The organism is Fulvivirga sp. (assembly GCF_040218215.1).
GTDB lineage: Bacteria > Bacteroidota > Bacteroidia > Cytophagales > Cyclobacteriaceae > Fulvivirga.
This window is the reverse complement of record NZ_JAVJQL010000019.1, coordinates 1-18,081: the sequence shown is the minus strand read 5'-3', so window position 1 is coordinate 18,081 and position 18,081 is coordinate 1. Positions and strand designations below refer to the sequence as shown.

Below are 18,081 nucleotides of genomic sequence, written 5' to 3'. Positions count from 1 at the left end.
TAGAGATAAGATAAAATATATTTTAAATCAATATGTCATGATATTTCAGGATAAACTATTAAAAAGTCTGTGCGATCATAAAACCAGAATAGCTATCGATTATGGAGCAGGCACTGTTACATATGCCCAACTAGATGAGAGGTCTAAAACACTGTCAAAGCAAATAAATAAGAGAATAGCAGCGTCAAATCCCATGATCGGGATTATGTTGAAAGATCGTGTAACTATTGTATCTTCAATTATCGGTGTCCTGAGATCGGGGGGGATATTTGTGCTCTTGGATCCCTCGAGCCCCTTGGGGAGATTAAACGATATGCTTAATGACGTTAAGCCTAAGCTGTTAATTACATCAGATGACATTATCCGTGAGGTAGGACAAGAACTTCCTGACGTTCCGAAATTAATCTATGAACATGCAGTGGATAAGGAGAACGATCATGAAGATGCAGCACCTGATGTCTCTTTCGATGAAAACGATACTGTTTACGTATATTTTACCTCAGGTTCTACAGGAAAACCAAAAGGTATACTTGGCAAAAATAAAAGCTTGCTCCATTTTCTGGAGTGGGAGATTAGAACATTTAATTTAGACAACAACCTTAGAGTTAGCCAGTTCATCAGCCCCTACTTTGATGCCTTCCTACGTGATATCTTTGTGCCTCTGCTAGTAGGGGGAACTGTTTGCATCCCTTCCGATGACTCTGACTTTTTTACATCAGAGAAGATTCAACAATGGATTGATGAATGCCAAATTAATCTTATACACTGTGTTCCGAGTTTATTTAATGTCATTTCAGGTGGCAAACTGTCTTCTGCAATGTTTAAATCATTAAAATATATACTGCTCTCCGGGGAGAAGATTTTGCCCCCTTCTTTGTCAAATTGGTATTCGATTTTCAATGATCGCATCCAGCTAGTCAATCTTTATGGGGCGACAGAGACTACCATGATCAGAACATGCTATAAAATCAGACCCGAGGACAGTAATCTCGATAAAATTCCTATCGGAGATTCGATAGATGATACAGAGCTGAGAGTTGTTGATGAACATATGAAACCTAACGCCCTACTGGTCCCGGGAGAAATACTTGTTATTTCTGAATATATCTCAAACGGATATATCAATGGCCAGGAATCTGATAACGATAAATTTCTGAGACTTGAAGACCATCCGGGAAGTCCCTACAATGCGTATAGAACTGGCGATTATGGCCGAACCCTGTCTAACGGCCATGTAGAACTGTTAGGCAGGGAAGACCGACAAGTGAAAATCAACGGAATCAGAATTGAACTCGATGACGTTGAAACCAACATATCCAAACTTGAACACGTTTATCAAACGGCTGTAATTGTAAGTACAGATGTGTCACCTGATCAAGCTGGTGATGCCCCATTACAGACAAACAGCCTGGAAACTCATTTCCTAATAGGTTTTGTTGTTAAATCCCCCAATACTCCAACGGATATTGATATTCCAGAATATGTAACATCACAGCTATCTGCTTATGTGCCGGAATACATGATCCCCACCCAGGTGGTTGAAATCGAGCGTATTCCTCTGTTGAGTAATGGTAAGGTTGACTTCACTCAGTTGAAAAAGCTGCTGACAAAAGGTGCGGTTGTCCCTCCGGATAATGATACTGAAAAGAGATTGTTAAAGATCTGGAAAGATATTCTTGGCGACAAGGCCATTTCCACAGCTGATGTCTTTCACCGAATTGGCGGCAACTCCATCGCTACCATGCGACTTATCACCAAAATATTTAATGAGTTTGGTGTGCGTATATCCCTTTATGAGCTATTTGCTAATAATACGATAAAGAAACAGTCCGAATTCATCCAGCAGAATGATCACCAAAATGTCTTTCAAATTACTAAGGCAGAGGAAAAAACGCGCTATCATTTATCCTCAGCGCAGGAATCCATGTTCTACAATTATCAACTAGATGAAAAAGGCACCTCCTATAATATGCCCATGGTATGGGAGATTGTAGGTGATTTGAATATTGAGAAAATTGAAAACACCGTAGCACAGCTGATCCAGCGACATGAAAGCCTGCGAACAGAAATAAAAGTTCTTTCGGATGCGCCCTATCAGATCATCAGAGATTCTGTGGATTTTGAGGTGGAATTAATAAGAACTAAAGAGCCACTAAAAGCAGCAATAACTCAATTTGTGCGGCCTTTTGATCTACAAAAAGCTCCAATTTTTAGATGTGGGATCATCCAAACACAAGATGGAAAAAATGTAATTGCCTTTGATGTTCATCATATGGTTTGTGATGGGCTCTCATCAAGGAAACTTCTGATCGATTTTCTAAACATATACCGCGGCCAGCCGCAGCCACCAATAAACTTAACGTATAAGGATTATGCTGAATGGGAATTTAAATTTAGAAATTCTCAGGACTACTTAAACAGCCGGGAGTTTTGGTTAAAGAGCTTCGAAAAGGGCATACCTAAATTTCATTTTCCCATTGAAAAAAAGGAATCTTATGCAGGTCTTGGAGATGCTGCAGATCGGTTTTTTGAAGTAGACAACGACATCATAAGAGCAGTTTTGTCTAGCCTGGAGGAGGATGGCGTTTCCTATAACTCAACCTTGTTAGCACTTTATTATTTATTTCTAGCTGAAATCAGCGGGCAAGAAGAAATTGTAGTAGGTACAGTTTCGAGCGGAAGACTCATCGAAGGGGTAAATGAAATTGTGGGAATGTTTGCTAAGTCACTCCCTGTCAAATACCAAATTGTACCAAAGCACTCTTTTCGAGATTTTGCCAAGGAACTGAACAATTATATTTCAAAGGTAAATAGCCATCAGTTTTACGTGATGACTGATGTGATAAAGCATTTGCAAAGCCGCAAACTCATGACTAGCGAAAGTCTTTTTGATGTTGGTTTTGTGTTTCAAACCGAGCATCCGCTTACCCAACCAGATAATATTGAGTTTATAAGAATTGATGCGGAGGTTGTTCCAGCAAAGTTGCCCTTAATTTTCCATACGGTGGACGAATACAAAAGGATTTTGTTGAGGTTTGAGTACTCCACCGTTTTATTTGAGGAACAGGACATTGACTTCTTTGTAAATCTTTTTAGAAAACTGATCAGAAAAGTGGCTGATAACATGGACCAGCCGATCGAAGGTTTGACGGAAGTCACCAAAGACTCCTCCCTGCACAGTGATATCAATTTTAACTTTTAATCAACCCCATTACAAAAATAGATTTTAATATGTCTTTACCAACAGACCTGAAATCCAATACTTCCAATCGGAAAATGATCTGTCATAAATACTGGAAAAAAAGACTTAACGGTCTGGAATGTATCCCTTACTTCGAAAATAGGATAGATAACACCGAGAAGGCTGGTAGATGTACTGAGATACTACAGGGTAGTCAATTAACAAGTGATAAGCTTAATGATTTGGCTCAAAGTACAAATGCCCAGCATATAGTGTTGCTCTCTACTTTTTCTATCTTAGTTTGGAAATTATACGGTATTGCCGACTTGGGGATAGTGACTTCGGCTCCGGGAGAAAACAGCGAAGAAAATGAAAAACGGAGATTTGTTTTTAGAAGCGCTGTTGACCCGAATTTGAGCTTTCAAGAGCATCTAAAACGAGCCAAGGAAGCATATATCAATGATTTGTCATATGCCGATTTTCCTTTGGAAAAAACCTATTCCCTTCTGTCTGCAGACAGTTGTATCGAAGCAGAACTATCTCTAAATAACGGGACTAACGCATCCAAAACAACTATTGAATTTGACCTGAATACAAAGAGTGGTTTGTCCTTAAAGATCATTTATGATTCTTCAAATTATCAAAAAGAGTATATAACGGCTATTGGCGGTTCTTATTTGCAGCTTTTACACAACTTGCTCGATCAAAAAGAACTCACTATTGAAGAAATTCCTGTGTTGTCTGAAGCTAATCATAACAGAATTGTACACAGTTGGAATGCTACAGCATCACCATTGGGGCAGGATACAATTCTTTCCTTGTTTGAAGACCAGGCCAGGAGGAATCCACAAGAGGAGGCATTAGTATTTGAGGAAAGGAGAGTGACATATGGTGAGTTAAGCCGAAAGGCCAATGCCTTGGCGGCTATAATCAGTGACAAGTATTCTCCTCAACAAGCAGAGCGAATTGGTTTAATTGCCAATAACTCGGTTGAAATGATAGTAGCAATTGTTGCTACAATGAAATTGGGGTGTGCTTATGTGCCGTTGTCATCGGCATCCCCTGCGGAGCGCAATAGGTTTATTCTTAAGGATGCTGAGATAGCCATTTTGTTGATCCAAAATGAAATAGCCGATCACCCCAACGTTGGCCCGTTAAGAGAACATATAACATCCTGTATTCTGGATGAAGCTGCTTGGGGAGAAAAGCACTTTGCACCTATTGAGATATGCCCAGATGACACCATCTATGTAATCTATACTTCCGGTACCGAAGGGAAACCGAAAGGGGTTGAGATTACTCACAAGGGTGTGGTCAACTTTATCAAGTGGCGGATTTCCAATTATCAATTTACCAAAGATGATGTGACTCTTCAATTGTTGTCATTTCAGTTTGATGGCTTTGGGTCTAATTTATTTGCATCCTTATTGTCGGGAGGCAGACTTGTTCTAGTGTCGGAAGAAAATAAGCTAGATGGTGATCAAATTATAAAAGCTATTTGCACAGCGGGTGTAACCAATGCGGTGCTAACTCCAACACTTTACGATTTGGTTTTAGATGGGATGAAGGATGTGCCAAATTCACTAAGGTTGATTGTATTGGCGGGCGAAAAATCGAATAGCGAGCTAGTGAGAAAAAGCAGAAAGTATCTGGGGAATACTATTGAATTGTCTAATGAATACGGCCCCACAGAAGCCTCGATTGGTGTGGCACACTACCCTCAAATGTCAGAGGCCAACAGCTCAATTATAGGCAGGCCCATATGGAATACTAAAGTGTATATTCTGGGGGAATCAAATACAGTTTTGCCCGCCGGGATAACTGGTGAAATTTGCGTATCAGGGGCAGGGCTTGCAAAAGGATATTTTAACAACCCTGCGCTAACTGCAGAAAAATTTGTACCCAATCCTTTCGAACAAGGAAAGACCATGTATTGCACAGGTGATCTGGCCCGTTGGACCACAGGTGGAGATATTGATTACATCGGCAGAAAAGACAATCAGGTAAAAATACGTGGCTACCGAGTTGAGCTAAGTGAGATAGAAGCGCACCTTCAGGCGCATGATGGAATAATAGATGCCGTAGTTTTATTGGATGACCATAAAATAAAGGCCTTTTATAGAGCTGAATCAAAAATATCAGCTGATGATTTAAATGAATTTTTTAAGCACAGGTTACCTGAGTATATGCGACCATCATCGCTTTTACAGGTGCCGGACTATCCGCTTACAATTAATTCTAAAATTGATAAAAAGGCTCTTTTGACCATCCAAAAAGAAGATGAACACTCATTTGTCCCGCCTGAGTCTTCGGTAGAGAAGCAACTGGCAGCGATTTGGGCAGATATCCTTCACCTGGAAAGCAATAAAATAAGTGTAAACCAAACCTTCTTTGAGCTAGGAGGCCACTCGCTAAGTGCTGCCATTCTTGTTAATCACATTCAGAAAAAATTTGAGGTTAACGTTCAACTGGGCCAAATTTTTGAAATGAGTACAATCCAGAAGTTAGCCGAATTTATTGAAAACTCACTCTACCTCAGTCAATCACAGGACGACCGGTCTACCAGAGATCAGGGAATAACTATCGACTGATCTACTAGACGGTTACCCTAAAATTTTAATACGAAAATCTTCATAAAAAATGGAAAAACTAATGTACCTAAAAGCCAATGTTGTAATAGAACCTCTAATCGATAATTGGTACGCCTGGTCACACCTTATATCACCGGCTACAGCTGCCATGAATATTGTTAACAGGCATCTGGAAATTATGAAATCCTATATGGAGCTACCGGAGGTCCATGAATCAGCTGCTAAAGATCCGAAAATGCTAGGGGGGCCGTATATCGATTATAAAGTCCGTAAGGTGGATGAGATAAAAAAGCTTTATGATCATACAGTAAAGTCTAGGTCTAATATGATCGAAATGGCCGAAGATCTAAAAAGGTTTGATCAGCTATTGCTGGAGAAAGCAAAAGGGTATTCCCTGGAAACACTATATGCAGAGGTGCCCGAACGCCTTAAAGGCTATGTTGAGTTGGTGTATGATCTCAATAGTCAGCCTTCCTATCGCCTAATAGAACCACTTCTCTACCAAAGCGAATATTATAATACAGAAAGTCAGAGCCTTATGCTGTCATTGATCAATAAAGATCATCGCCATTTTGTAATGAGTACACCAAGACTTCAGGATGAGAAGAGTCTTGAAGTGAGGATGCCATTTGAAAGTGAGGCCATTGATCGTCTGTTTCAGATGAAAAACACACCCGGTAGTGTATCCGAGATAAAAGAGCTTTTAGGTATCGATCAGGAAAACAGTCTTTTTGATCAATTCTTTACGAGTGAGCCACCACCCTCATATAACAAATACAACGGTGATGGTATTCGGTGGAGGTATTTTGGCCATGCCTGTATTTTGGTTGAATCTAAAGATCTCACATTGTTGTTTGATCCGGTGTTAAGTTACACTTATGAAAGTGACATATCTAGATACACATATCAAGATCTCCCTGATGCAATTGATTATGTAATTATAACCCATAATCACCAAGATCATATTCTCATTGAAACATTACTGCAAATTCGTCATAAAGTGAAAAATGTAGTAGTACCGAGAAACGGTGACGGGGCGTTGCAGGACCCATCTCTGAAACTGGTACTTCAGAAATTGAAATTCAAGAATGTAATAGAGTTAGACGAAATGGAAGAGGTAACAGAAAAAAAGGTAAAAATCACCTCTATTCCTTTCTTTGGAGAGCATGCCGATCTCAATATAAGGACCAAAGCCGCCTGGTTGATCGAGATCAACGATAAGAAATTGATGCTGGCAGCAGACTCATGCAATCTTGAGCCTAAACTCTATGAGCATGTGCAAAAGGTAATCGGAGACCTGGACGTCCTTTTTTTAGGAATGGAATGCGATGGAGCACCCCTCAGCTGGCTTTACGGTCCACTGCTTAGTCAACGGTTGCCTTGGGATATGGATCAGTCACGCAGACTTGCCGGGTCTAACTACGAGCGAGGAATGAATATGGTAGAATGTTTTAATTGTGATGAAGTGTATATCTACGCTATGGGACAGGAGCCCTGGCTAAATCATGTTATGGCTGTTAAATATACTGAAGATTCTAATCCTATTATTGCTTCAAATAAACTCATCTCAGTTTGTAAAGATTTGTGTATTACAGCAGAACGCTTGTTTGGCGAAAAGGAAATATTAATGGGAAAGAATAATCCCATTGAGGAACATGCTTCCACTACTTTTTAATTGAAACCCCCAACGTTTATCAGATAGTCATGAACTCACTAATAACAAAACTTAGGCAATCTAACATTAAACTGAGCCTTTCAGAGGGCAAGTTAAAGGTGCACGGAGATAAGAGTGAAATAAATGATGAGTTGCTGGAAGAGATATCCACAAACAAAGAACATTTGACCACTTACCTAAAGACCTTGCATCGTGAGGTGAAAAATAGTGCGGTTAAAAAAGCCGATAAAGAAGAGTACATACCTTTAACTCCAGGCCAAAAGAGGTTCTTTTTTCTAAATCAGTTTGATAGAAATTCAGTAGCATATAATATGCCTGAATGTATCACCTTGAAAGGAAGGGTTGATAGAGGTGAGATTGCCAGTACCTTCCGGTTACTTATTGAGAGACATGAAATACTGCGCACTTCATTCCACGAAATTGATGGAGAAATCTATCAAAAAGTGAACGATAAAATAAGTTTTGAAATTCAAGAGCTCAAAACAGCCAGTGAAGATATAACGGAGGTTTTTGAAAGATTTGTACAACCATTCGATCTCTCAAACCCCGGATTACTCCGGGTAGGGTGTTTAGAATTATCTTCAGAAGAAACAATTCTAATGATCGATATGCATCACATCATAACAGATGGAATCTCAAAGAGTATATTGATCCGGGAGTTTCAGCAGTTGGCAGCAGGCCTATCTCTACCAGAACCAGCATTGCAGTATAGAGATTATGTGTATTGGCTAAACGATCAGTTGAAAAATCCAAAACAAAAAAGCCAAAAAGGCTTTTGGAAAAACTATTTCTCTGGAGAGTTACCCCTACTAGAATTACCAACTGACTATACCCGACCTGCAGTAAAAGATTATGAGGGTGCATTTGTCGATTTTGAGATAACGGGAAACACTTATGACAGACTAAAACTGCTTGCCCGGGAAAACCAGTCTACCATGTTTATGGTGTTATTATCCCTCTTTAATATTCTTATTGCCCGCTTGGGAAATCAAACGGATATAGTTGTGGGTACACCTGTGTCTGGAAGAACACATGCTGACCTTGAAAAGATGGTAGGGCTATTTATGAATACTGTAGCTATAAGGACCAAAGTGAATGGCACACAGTCGTTCAAGGAGTTTCTGAAGGAGAATAAAAGAAATATTCTGGCATGTTTTGAGAATCAAAATTATCCGTATGAGGCCTTGGTAGATGAACTGAACATAACCAGAGATGCCGGCCGAAACGCTCTGTTTGAGGAGTTTTTTATCTATAAAAACTTTGACGAACCTGAGTTGACCATAAATGAAGCACGGTCGGCTGCAGAAATATCAGATCATATAACTCCTGCAAAGTTTGATTTAACCCTCATTGCAGCTGAAGTCGATAGCGGCTTGGCCTTTCGTTTTGAATATGCGAAGTCACTTTTCAAGCGTTCTACAATAGAAAGGTTCATCACCTATTTCAATTCACTGGTTTTAGAAGTGCTGCAAGACGCGGAAGCACGCATTTCGCAAATACTGATGTTGCCAGAAAAGGAGGTGCGCCAACTTGTTCATGGGTTTAATAATACCTCAAGAGACTATAAGGAAGCTAATCTTGTGAAAACGATGGCTGAAATCTCCGATAAAATGCCAGATTCTCCTGCCATACTGTTTGATGGTGAGTCATGGACTTACGAGATTTTAGATCATGAAAGTAATAAAGTTGCCCAAAGCCTACTAAGTTTTGACTTTCCGTCTGAGGCTGTAGTGGGGATCATGATGGATCGTTCGCCAGAAATGGTGGCAGCTATTCTGGGCGTGCTAAAAGCGGGATATGTATTTGTACCCATTGATCCGGAGTACCCTGCAGAAAGAATTCAATATATGGTTCGCTCCAGTGGAGCAAAAATATTAATTGTGGATGGTGAAAAAGATGTTGATGGGTTTGGCAATGACCAGAATTTAATAGTGGTCAATTATGAAAGCTTCCATACACATCAAAGCTCTGATCTTCCCGGCCTTGAAGTAAGCTCGTCTTCCACGGCTTATATCATGTTTAGTTCTGGCTCAACCGGTAATCCTAAAGGAATTATTATCACACATGGGAGCCTCTATAATTTTGCCAGGGCAATGGTCGAAAAGCTTCCGTTGGATAATAATAACAGAATCCTCGCTGTAACAACCATCTCTTTTGATATATCTCTTTTGGAGATACTTGTGCCGTTAACATTGGGTAAAGAGGTGGTGTTGTGTACGAAAGAAGCACAAGCAAACCCAGCGACACTGGCTAAAACAATTCAGGAGCATAGTGTAGACCTTATGCAGTTTACTCCTTCTAGGGTAATGGCCTTCCTGGCCCTAGGCAATGTAGGTGATATTCTTGCTGATGTAAAGACCATTTTGGTTGGTGGTGAGGCCTTGCCGTTGAGCGTTTTAGAAGAATTGAAAAAAGTATTTAAAGGTAGAATCTTTAATATGTATGGGCCAACAGAGACAACTATTTGGTCTACTGTAAAAGAGTTGACTCAGGAACATCAAATAAACATTGGAACTCCGATAGCTAATACCCAAATAAGGATATTAGGTGAGAATGATGAGCTGTTGCCGATCGGAACTACCGGTGAACTATGTATAGGAGGCGCGGGAGTTTCAAAGGGTTATCTCAATAATAATAGTTTAACGAACTTAAAATTTATTCATGACCCATGCGATAGTAAATCCATTATCTACAAAACCGGAGATTTAGCACGTTGGTTGCCCAACGGAGATATAGAACTCTTTGGCCGGACTGATGATCAGGTAAAGATCAGAGGCTGTAGAATAGAGTTAGGGGAAATTAAGAATGCAATTTTGGGCCATAATAGTATCACAGATGCAGCTGCAATAGTGCATGGAGATATGGATAAAAAGGTGCTCATCGCTTATTACTCATCAAAAGATAGGATAGATAAAAAGGCACTTCAGCATCAGCTTCGATCTAAACTACCCGACTATATGATTCCTGCTTCATTTGTTCAGTTGGAAAAACTGCCCCGCACGCCCAACGGTAAATTAGATAAGAAAAGACTTCCAGCATTTCTAAGCGATTTGGACAACTACCAAGGCCCTGTCAACTCCTGTCAGGAAGAACTAGTAAATATCTGGTCGAAGGTGCTTTCCATTCCTTCTAATAAAATTAGTATAAATCAAAGCTTTTTTGAATTAGGTGGTAATTCGATCAATGCTATTAAGCTAACTACCCTGATAAAGCAGCAACTCAAGATAGATTTAACATTGCCTCTACTTTTTCAAAACCCTACAATAGAAGCAATTTCTGAAATCCCCTCCTCGGATAAGACGGCCGCTCTGCCCAGGATTGTAATGGACAAAGAAAATATTAATAAGCCATTTCCGCTTACCGATGTGCAGCAGGCCTACTGGATTGGACGTAACGACTACTTCGAACTAGGGAATGTAGGTACTCATGTATATGCAGAATCCTTTGCCCTGGAGTTGGATGTAGAGCGGTTTGAACAAGTGCTCAACACCATGATTGAAAGACATGATATGCTTCGCATGATTGTTACAAAGTCTGGTCAACAGCAAATCCTATCAGAGGTTCCATATTATAAAATAGAAATACTTGACCTTACTACTCAACCTGAGAATGGAGAGGTGTTATTTTATGAGCTAAGAGATCAATTGTCCCACCAATTATTTTCGGGAGATAAATGGCCACTATTTGACATTAGATTAACCCGATTTAGGGATGGTTCCTATAAAATTCACTATAGCATGGATGCCCTAATAATGGACGCGTCCAGCTCTGTTATTTTGTTTTCAGAATTCGAAAAATTGTATAAAACTCCTGAAGCAGCGCTTGATCCGATCAAAATATCCTTTAGAGACTACGTTATCAATGAGATCAAATTTAGAGAATCACGGCAATATGAGGCATCTAAAAAGTATTGGCTGGATCGCATTCAAACTATCCCTCCGGCACCAGAGTTATTCTTATCACCTGTTCAGCCTGAAGAGAAACCAAAATTTATACGCCATTCAACCCGGGTGGATAGTCAGCGGTGGCAATTGATCAAGGACAAAGCATCCCAGTATAACATTACTCCTACGGTTCTAATTATTACCTGTTTTGCCGAAGTCCTGAACCTCTGGAGCAAGTCTTCGCACTTTACATTAAACCTGACCACGTTTAACAGGCTCCCGTTTCACGAAGATGTTAATAAGCTGATTGGGGATTTTACCACGCTGACGTTACTGGAAATTGATTTTAGTTACCCCCTTCTGTTCATGGAAATGCTAACCCAGGTCCAACAGCAGCTGTGGTCAGATCTTGAGCATAAACATTTTAGTGGTGTAGAAGTTCAGAGAGAGCTTTCGCGCAAGCATGGAAGAACAGTGATTATGCCGGTGGTGGTAACAAGTACATTGGGTTTATTTTCCGATGATCAGAAAGGTGACATTGCAGAGCCAAGTGATGAGAAAAAACGAAGTTTCTCCATTTCTCAAACCCCACAAGTATGGATCGATTTTCAGGTAGGCGAGGATAGTGATGGTCTTTGGATTAATTGGGATACCATAGATGGGCTGTTTCCTAAAGATATGCTTGATGATATGTTCGCAGCTTTTGAGAATATTTTCATGTCACTTTCTTCAGACAAAAAGAACTGGGAAGTTAGTGATGTAGCTGAATTACCTGAGGTGCAAACCAACCAGAGGGAAAAAATCAATGCCGTAAGTCGACCTCAAACGGATGAATTGTTGCATCAGCAATTCTTAAATATGGCCGAAAAATACCCACAGGCCATCGCCATTCGCTCATCAAAAAAAACGTTAACATACCAGGAAGTATTCAACATAAGCAATACCATCGCTTATGAGCTTGTAAAATTAAATGTAAAAAAGAACGAGCTTGTGGCAATTGTTACGGAAAAAGGGTGGGAGCAGATCCCCAGTGCCATCGGAATTTTAATATCAGGCGCTGCTTATCTGCCCGTTGATGCCAGTTTGCCCTTTGAACGGATCAAACTTTTGCTGCAACAAGGTGAGGTTAATTCATTGCTGACTACTCCTCATATTGCGTATAAATACGGATTTGACCCTGATATTAATGTCATAATAGTAGATGAGGATAAGAAACAAACGCTGGAACCTCTAGAGGCCACTCAGAGTCCTGATGATCTGGCCTATGTAATTTTCACTTCTGGCTCTACAGGTATGCCCAAGGGAGTGATGATTGATCACAAGGGGGCGGTAAATACCGTTTTAGATATCAACGAGCGATTTGAAGTTTTGCCTGAAGACAGTGTTTTGGGATTGTCTTCTTTAAGTTTTGACCTTTCTGTTTATGATATTTTTGGAATACTAGGCCTGGGAGGTACTTTGGTGATCCCTCAAGCCCATGAATTGCGAGACCCAGAATCATGGAGCGATTACATTCAGAAATATAAAATCAGCGTTTGGAATACAGTGCCTGCTTTGATGCAAATGTTAGTAGATCATGTAGAAAAGAAAGGCATTACCCTGGAAAGCATCCGGCTGGTAATGATGAGTGGAGACTGGATACCAATAGCCTTACCCGATCGAATAAAAAAGCAGATGCCTGGCGCTCGAGTTATGAGTTTGGGTGGAGCTACTGAAGCTTCGATCTGGTCGATCTACTATCCTATTGATGAAGTTAAAACAAACTGGAAAAGCATCCCTTATGGAAGGCCACTTGCCAACCAACAATTTCATGTCCTAAAACCTAACTTCCAGCCCTGTCCTAATTACGTTGCTGGAGACCTTTACATTGGTGGAATAGGTTTGGCCAAAGGATATTGGAAGGATGAGCATAAAACGCAGTCGAGCTTTGTTACAAATAAGATCACGGGAGAAAGACTATATAAAACCGGAGACCTTGGAAGGTATATGCCAGATGGTAATATCGAATTTCTGGGAAGAGAGGATACACAGGTGAAGATACAGGGTTATAGAATAGAGCTTGGAGAAATCGAAGCAGCCTTGGAAGAAAATAGCCTGATCAAATCTGCAGCAGTTGTGACCAATACCATAGGTGGTGATTCAATGGAGTTGGTGGCGTATTTGTTGCCCATGAGTCATCAAAACAATTCAGAACATGTTGGATATGAGAAGGAAGATGAGGTAAAAATCACAGATAGCCATCAAAGAACCTTGTTTAAACTAGAGCAAAATAACATCCGAAAAATTGAGCCAAATGAGGGTGATATCGAACTGGTGAAGCCAAATAATGATGTAATTCAACTCAGTTATGGTACAGGCCACTCTGAAGTAAACAATGCATTAACCCTCGAAAGTTTTGGCGAGATTTTTAATTGTTTCCGGCCTTATCAAGATGATCAACAAATAATACCTAAATATTATTATCCGTCTGTCGGTAGTCTCTATCCTGTTCAGGTTTATGTATCAGTAATGACTGATTTAATTGAAGGAGTACCCTGTGGATACTACTATTATAACCCAATTCATCATCGACTCAGCTTCATTCGTTCAATAGGTGCGCATAAAACTCAAGCAATCGAATCAGCGCCAGCTTCCATTCACCTTGTGGCAGATCTCAATGCCATTGAACCCTTGTATGGAAAGAGGTCTAAGGTATTTTGTTACCAAGAAGCTGGGTATATGAGCAATTTGTTATTAAACACCAGTAACGGGTTCATAAAAGAAACAGCCGCTGATTTTACTGCTATGTCATCCGCTTTCAATTTATCGGAAAAGCATATGTTTATCCGATCTTTTAAACTTGACACAGCCTCACCAGATGAAGAAAAAGACCTTTCTAAGACCCGGTCTAACAACAACGAGCAAATTGAGTATGAGATTAATTATGCTTCGAGAAAGAGCTATAGGGAGTACAAGAGTTCGGATCTTTTGAGTATTCATGATTTAACGAAGTTCTTAGGTCAGGTTGATCTTAGTTTACCAAAACATGACTATACACTTTATTTGATAATTGGAGAAAACTTCCTTGAAGATTTTGATCCCGGCCTCTATGTCTATGATCCTGGTTCAAATGATATCCAGTACTTGAGTACTTCTCTGGAGGGTAATAAACTATTTCCCGGGAATGAAATCATCTACGAGCAATCGAAAATTGGAATTATGGTTGTGACAGAAACAGCCGACATTGAATTAAGAGACAGGGCTCTTCTCTCTGGATATTTCGGGCAATCGCTCATGAGCTTATCCACAGATTATTTGCTCGGATTTTGTCCCATAGGTATTGTCGATCAAGAGGAAGTAAAACGTGTTGCGAATTTGCCTGAAAATGTAGAAGTAATTCATGCTTTCCTTGGGGGCAAGATTACGCAGGAACAGCTTACCGAAGTCAGAGAAGATAATCATATCCGCGATGAGGCCAGTGAGGTATCGAAAATAAAAACATACTTATCATCCAAACTCCCTAAGTATATGGTACCTAATCACTATATGGTCATCGATCATATTCCATTAACATCAAATGGTAAGCTTGATAAAAAAGCGCTTCCTGATGTGAAAGTCCAAAAAGACAAGCACCATGAGCCGGCCAGTAGTTGTACTGAAATAGAACTTACTTCAATTTGGTCTCAAGTGCTAAACATAGAGAGAGATATAATTGGCAAGAGTAGTAATTTCTTCGAACTCGGAGGCCACTCTTTAAAGGCCATAGAGTTGGCTAATGCCATAAGCGAAACCCTCAACGTGGAAATTCCTTTGAGAGAAGTTTTTGGAAATGAGACGTTGGCAGCTCAAGCTAAATATATCGATAAGGTCAAAGAATCTCTACCAAATGGGTCAAATGATAACTCAAATGATAAATATGAAGTAATAATTTAAATTATAATAAATCAGAATCAATGAACTTTAATGAAGTAGAACAGAGAGTCAAATTTTACAATGATAGACTTGAATTGCTCAATCTTCGAATAGATTTAGAGCTGAAAAAACCGTACAAGCTAAGAAGTGATCGTTACCTGCAGTTTTTAGCATTAGAAAGAACAAAATATGAGTTTTCTAAAGGGGAGCTAAAATCCCTATTTTACGAATCAAGTAGTAATCATGAAAAATATTAGAATTATAACATGGGGAGGGTTAGGGGATGCCGCGATCATCTCACCTTCCTTTAAGGCAATAAAGGAAAAATATACCAAAAGCAGACTGATTGTATATGCCAATAAACTTCATCGACAACTTTATGAGCACAACCCCCACATAGATTCTTTACAAAGTATTTCTCCAATTCTAAATCCAGCGGGATATGTGCTCAAGCGGTTAAAACCTGAGGAGTTTGTGTATGTAAATTATGGGCATTGGAAACCGAGTATCTATTACCGAGGCATTCACGCTATGCAAACAGTAGGCGAAATGTTAGGGTTGAAAATTAAGGATCCTGTAGCTCAAGTATTTTTGAGTGACAAAGAAAATCAATGGGCGGTGGATGCATTAAGGCCATACAAGATACCGGTACTATTACAAATTACTTCCACATGCTCATCAAATCAGGATTGGCCGTTTGAAAATTGGGAGAAGCTAATTGCAAAAATGCCTCACATCGATTTCATTCAGGTAGGACTTGAAAATGAACCCAAGATTAAAGGGGCCATCAGTTTTTTGGGGAAAACATCCATAAGAGAGTCCTTGGCATTGCTTAATAATTCATCTTCTTTCATAGCAGTGGAGTCTTTTTTCAACAATGTTTCTAGCGCTTTTAATGCACCTGGAGTGGTATTGTTTGGGCCTTCGACACCCGCTAATTGGGGGTACAGCAATAACATCAATTTACATAATGAAAAGCTCACGTGTTCCCCTTGTATTGACATTTTACGAGATAGGACATGCCCTTATGGAAAGGAGTGTATGGCTACGATTTCAGTTGATCGCGTTCAAGCTGCACTCGAAAAGCAATTGAGTAAACAAATGAAAGGATATAATAAGGACAAACCCCACGTCCTAACGATCTAAGGGCGCTGTGATCTTTACCCATTGACCACCTTGATGTAAAAGATAAGAACCAGGAGGCTTTGTCTTCAAATAACTCAAGTCAAACTATGAATGATTTACTAGTTGAACTACAGCGACAGAATATTGATGTTTCTGTAGATGGCGACAAACTAAAACTTGACATACCACATGGTCAAAATGTGGATGCTCTATTGAAAAAAGTACAATCGAACAAAGACGAATTACTTGCTTTCGTAAAAAATAGAGCTGCGAAGTCAATACCTATCGCCCCAGATAGGGAATATTATGACCTGTCATCTGCTCAAAAGAGGTTATATTTTTTGCATGAGTTTAATAGTGAAACATTGGCTTATAATGTGCCAATTGCAATCCGGATTAAAGGTGAGCTTGACCTTGATAAACTGACGGAAGCAATAAGAAGTCTCGTTGATCGACATGAAATTCTTCGTACCCGTTTTGACATGTTCAATGGCCTGCCAAAACAAATCATTTCGGAGTCAATCGAGATTCCTATTGAAATTGTGAATATTGATGAGGCTCAAGTAGAGGAAATGGTCGAAAGCTTCTATCAATCATTTGACCTTAAGAATGGTCCGCTGATACGAGTGAAAATTGGGGAGGTTTCAAGTGTGGAGCATGTAATGCTTGTGGATATGCATCATATTATTGCCGATGCCACTTCGCTCGAGGTATTTAAGCGGGATTTAATGCATTTCTACAGTAATGAACCATTGCCTGAACTGATTGTACAATACAAAGATGTGGTTGAGTGGCAGCAAAGTGATGTGCAGCAAGAGTTACTAGAAAATCAAAAAGATTTTTGGATTAAGGAGTTTCAGACTATACCTGTGTCCAATCTTCCCTTGGATTTTCCTCGACCAGCGGTTAAATCTTTTGAAGGGGCAAATTTGAATTTTCAAATTACAGGGCAAAAGTTTGAGCTGCTTAAAAAAATAGCTAGAGACAATGGGCTGACAGTGTTCATGTTTACGCTGGCCATTTATAAGATTTTTCTTAGTAAGATATGCAACAATGAAGATGTTACAATCGGTACACCTGTAGCAGGTAGAAACCATAAGGATTTGAAAGACTCGATTGGAATGTTTATCAATTCATTAGTCATTAGATCTTTCCCTAAGGCTGAAATAACAATAGCCGATTACCTACAGGAACTCAAGGAGAAGTTCTTTACATGTCTTGAAAACCAAAATTATCAATATGATGATTTGGTGGATGAGCTGAAGATTGAAAGGAGTGCTAGTAAAAATCCATTGTATGATGCCCGATTTGTATTTCAAAATTTTGAAAAGACAGAAAACGAATTGGCTGACCTGACAATGGAGGTTATCGATAAGCAGAAGCAGGAGGCTCAGTTTGATTTAAGTTTAATTGTAAGAGAAGAGAAGGATTTACTGTTTTGTGATTTTAATTACTCCACAGAGCTTTTTGAAAAGACCACTATTAAAAAATTCATTCAATATTTTAATGCAACACTTGATGGTGTCCTGGAAAACTCTAGTACCAGGATTGGTGATATAGACATTCTGTTAAAAGAAGAAAAAGACCTTTTAAACACCTTCAATTCTACTTCTGTAGACTATCCGGCAGGTCGTACGATATTGGATTATTTTGTGTCCCAGGTAGCGCAGACGCCCGACCGTGCAGCAGTAGTAAGCGGGGGTTCATCGCTAAGCTATGCAGCACTGGAGGAGC

6 protein-coding genes are annotated in these 18,081 nt (G+C 39.7%); all 6 read left to right on the top strand.

Going from position 1 to position 18,081, the window contains the following annotated elements:
* The first annotated feature begins 37 nt into the window (after window positions 1–37).
* Window positions 38–3,202 (top strand): non-ribosomal peptide synthetase, encoded by a 3,165-nt coding sequence (locus tag RIB54_RS14465; protein ID WP_350101551.1) that lies wholly within the window; start codon window positions 38–40, stop codon window positions 3,200–3,202.
* Between the two features lie 29 nt (window positions 3,203–3,231).
* On the top strand, window positions 3,232–5,772 hold the full coding sequence (locus RIB54_RS14460) for a non-ribosomal peptide synthetase (RefSeq protein WP_350101550.1): 2,541 nt from the start codon (window positions 3,232–3,234) through the stop codon (window positions 5,770–5,772).
* A 49-nt stretch (window positions 5,773–5,821) separates the two neighbouring features.
* Window positions 5,822–7,447 (top strand): MBL fold metallo-hydrolase, encoded by a 1,626-nt coding sequence (locus tag RIB54_RS14455; protein WP_350101549.1) that lies wholly within the window; start codon window positions 5,822–5,824, stop codon window positions 7,445–7,447.
* A gap of 29 nt (window positions 7,448–7,476) precedes the next feature.
* On the top strand, window positions 7,477–15,243 hold the full coding sequence (locus RIB54_RS14450; protein ID WP_350101548.1) for a non-ribosomal peptide synthetase: 7,767 nt from the start codon (window positions 7,477–7,479) through the stop codon (window positions 15,241–15,243).
* 222 nt (window positions 15,244–15,465) lie between these two features.
* Window positions 15,466–16,368, top strand: a complete 903-nt coding sequence (locus RIB54_RS14445) for a glycosyltransferase family 9 protein (protein ID WP_350101547.1) — start codon at window positions 15,466–15,468, stop codon at window positions 16,366–16,368.
* Window positions 16,369–16,454: 86 nt separating this feature from the next.
* Window positions 16,455–18,081: condensation domain-containing protein (locus tag RIB54_RS14440; protein ID WP_350101546.1), on the top strand; the 1,627-nt coding region annotated here is incomplete at its 3' end.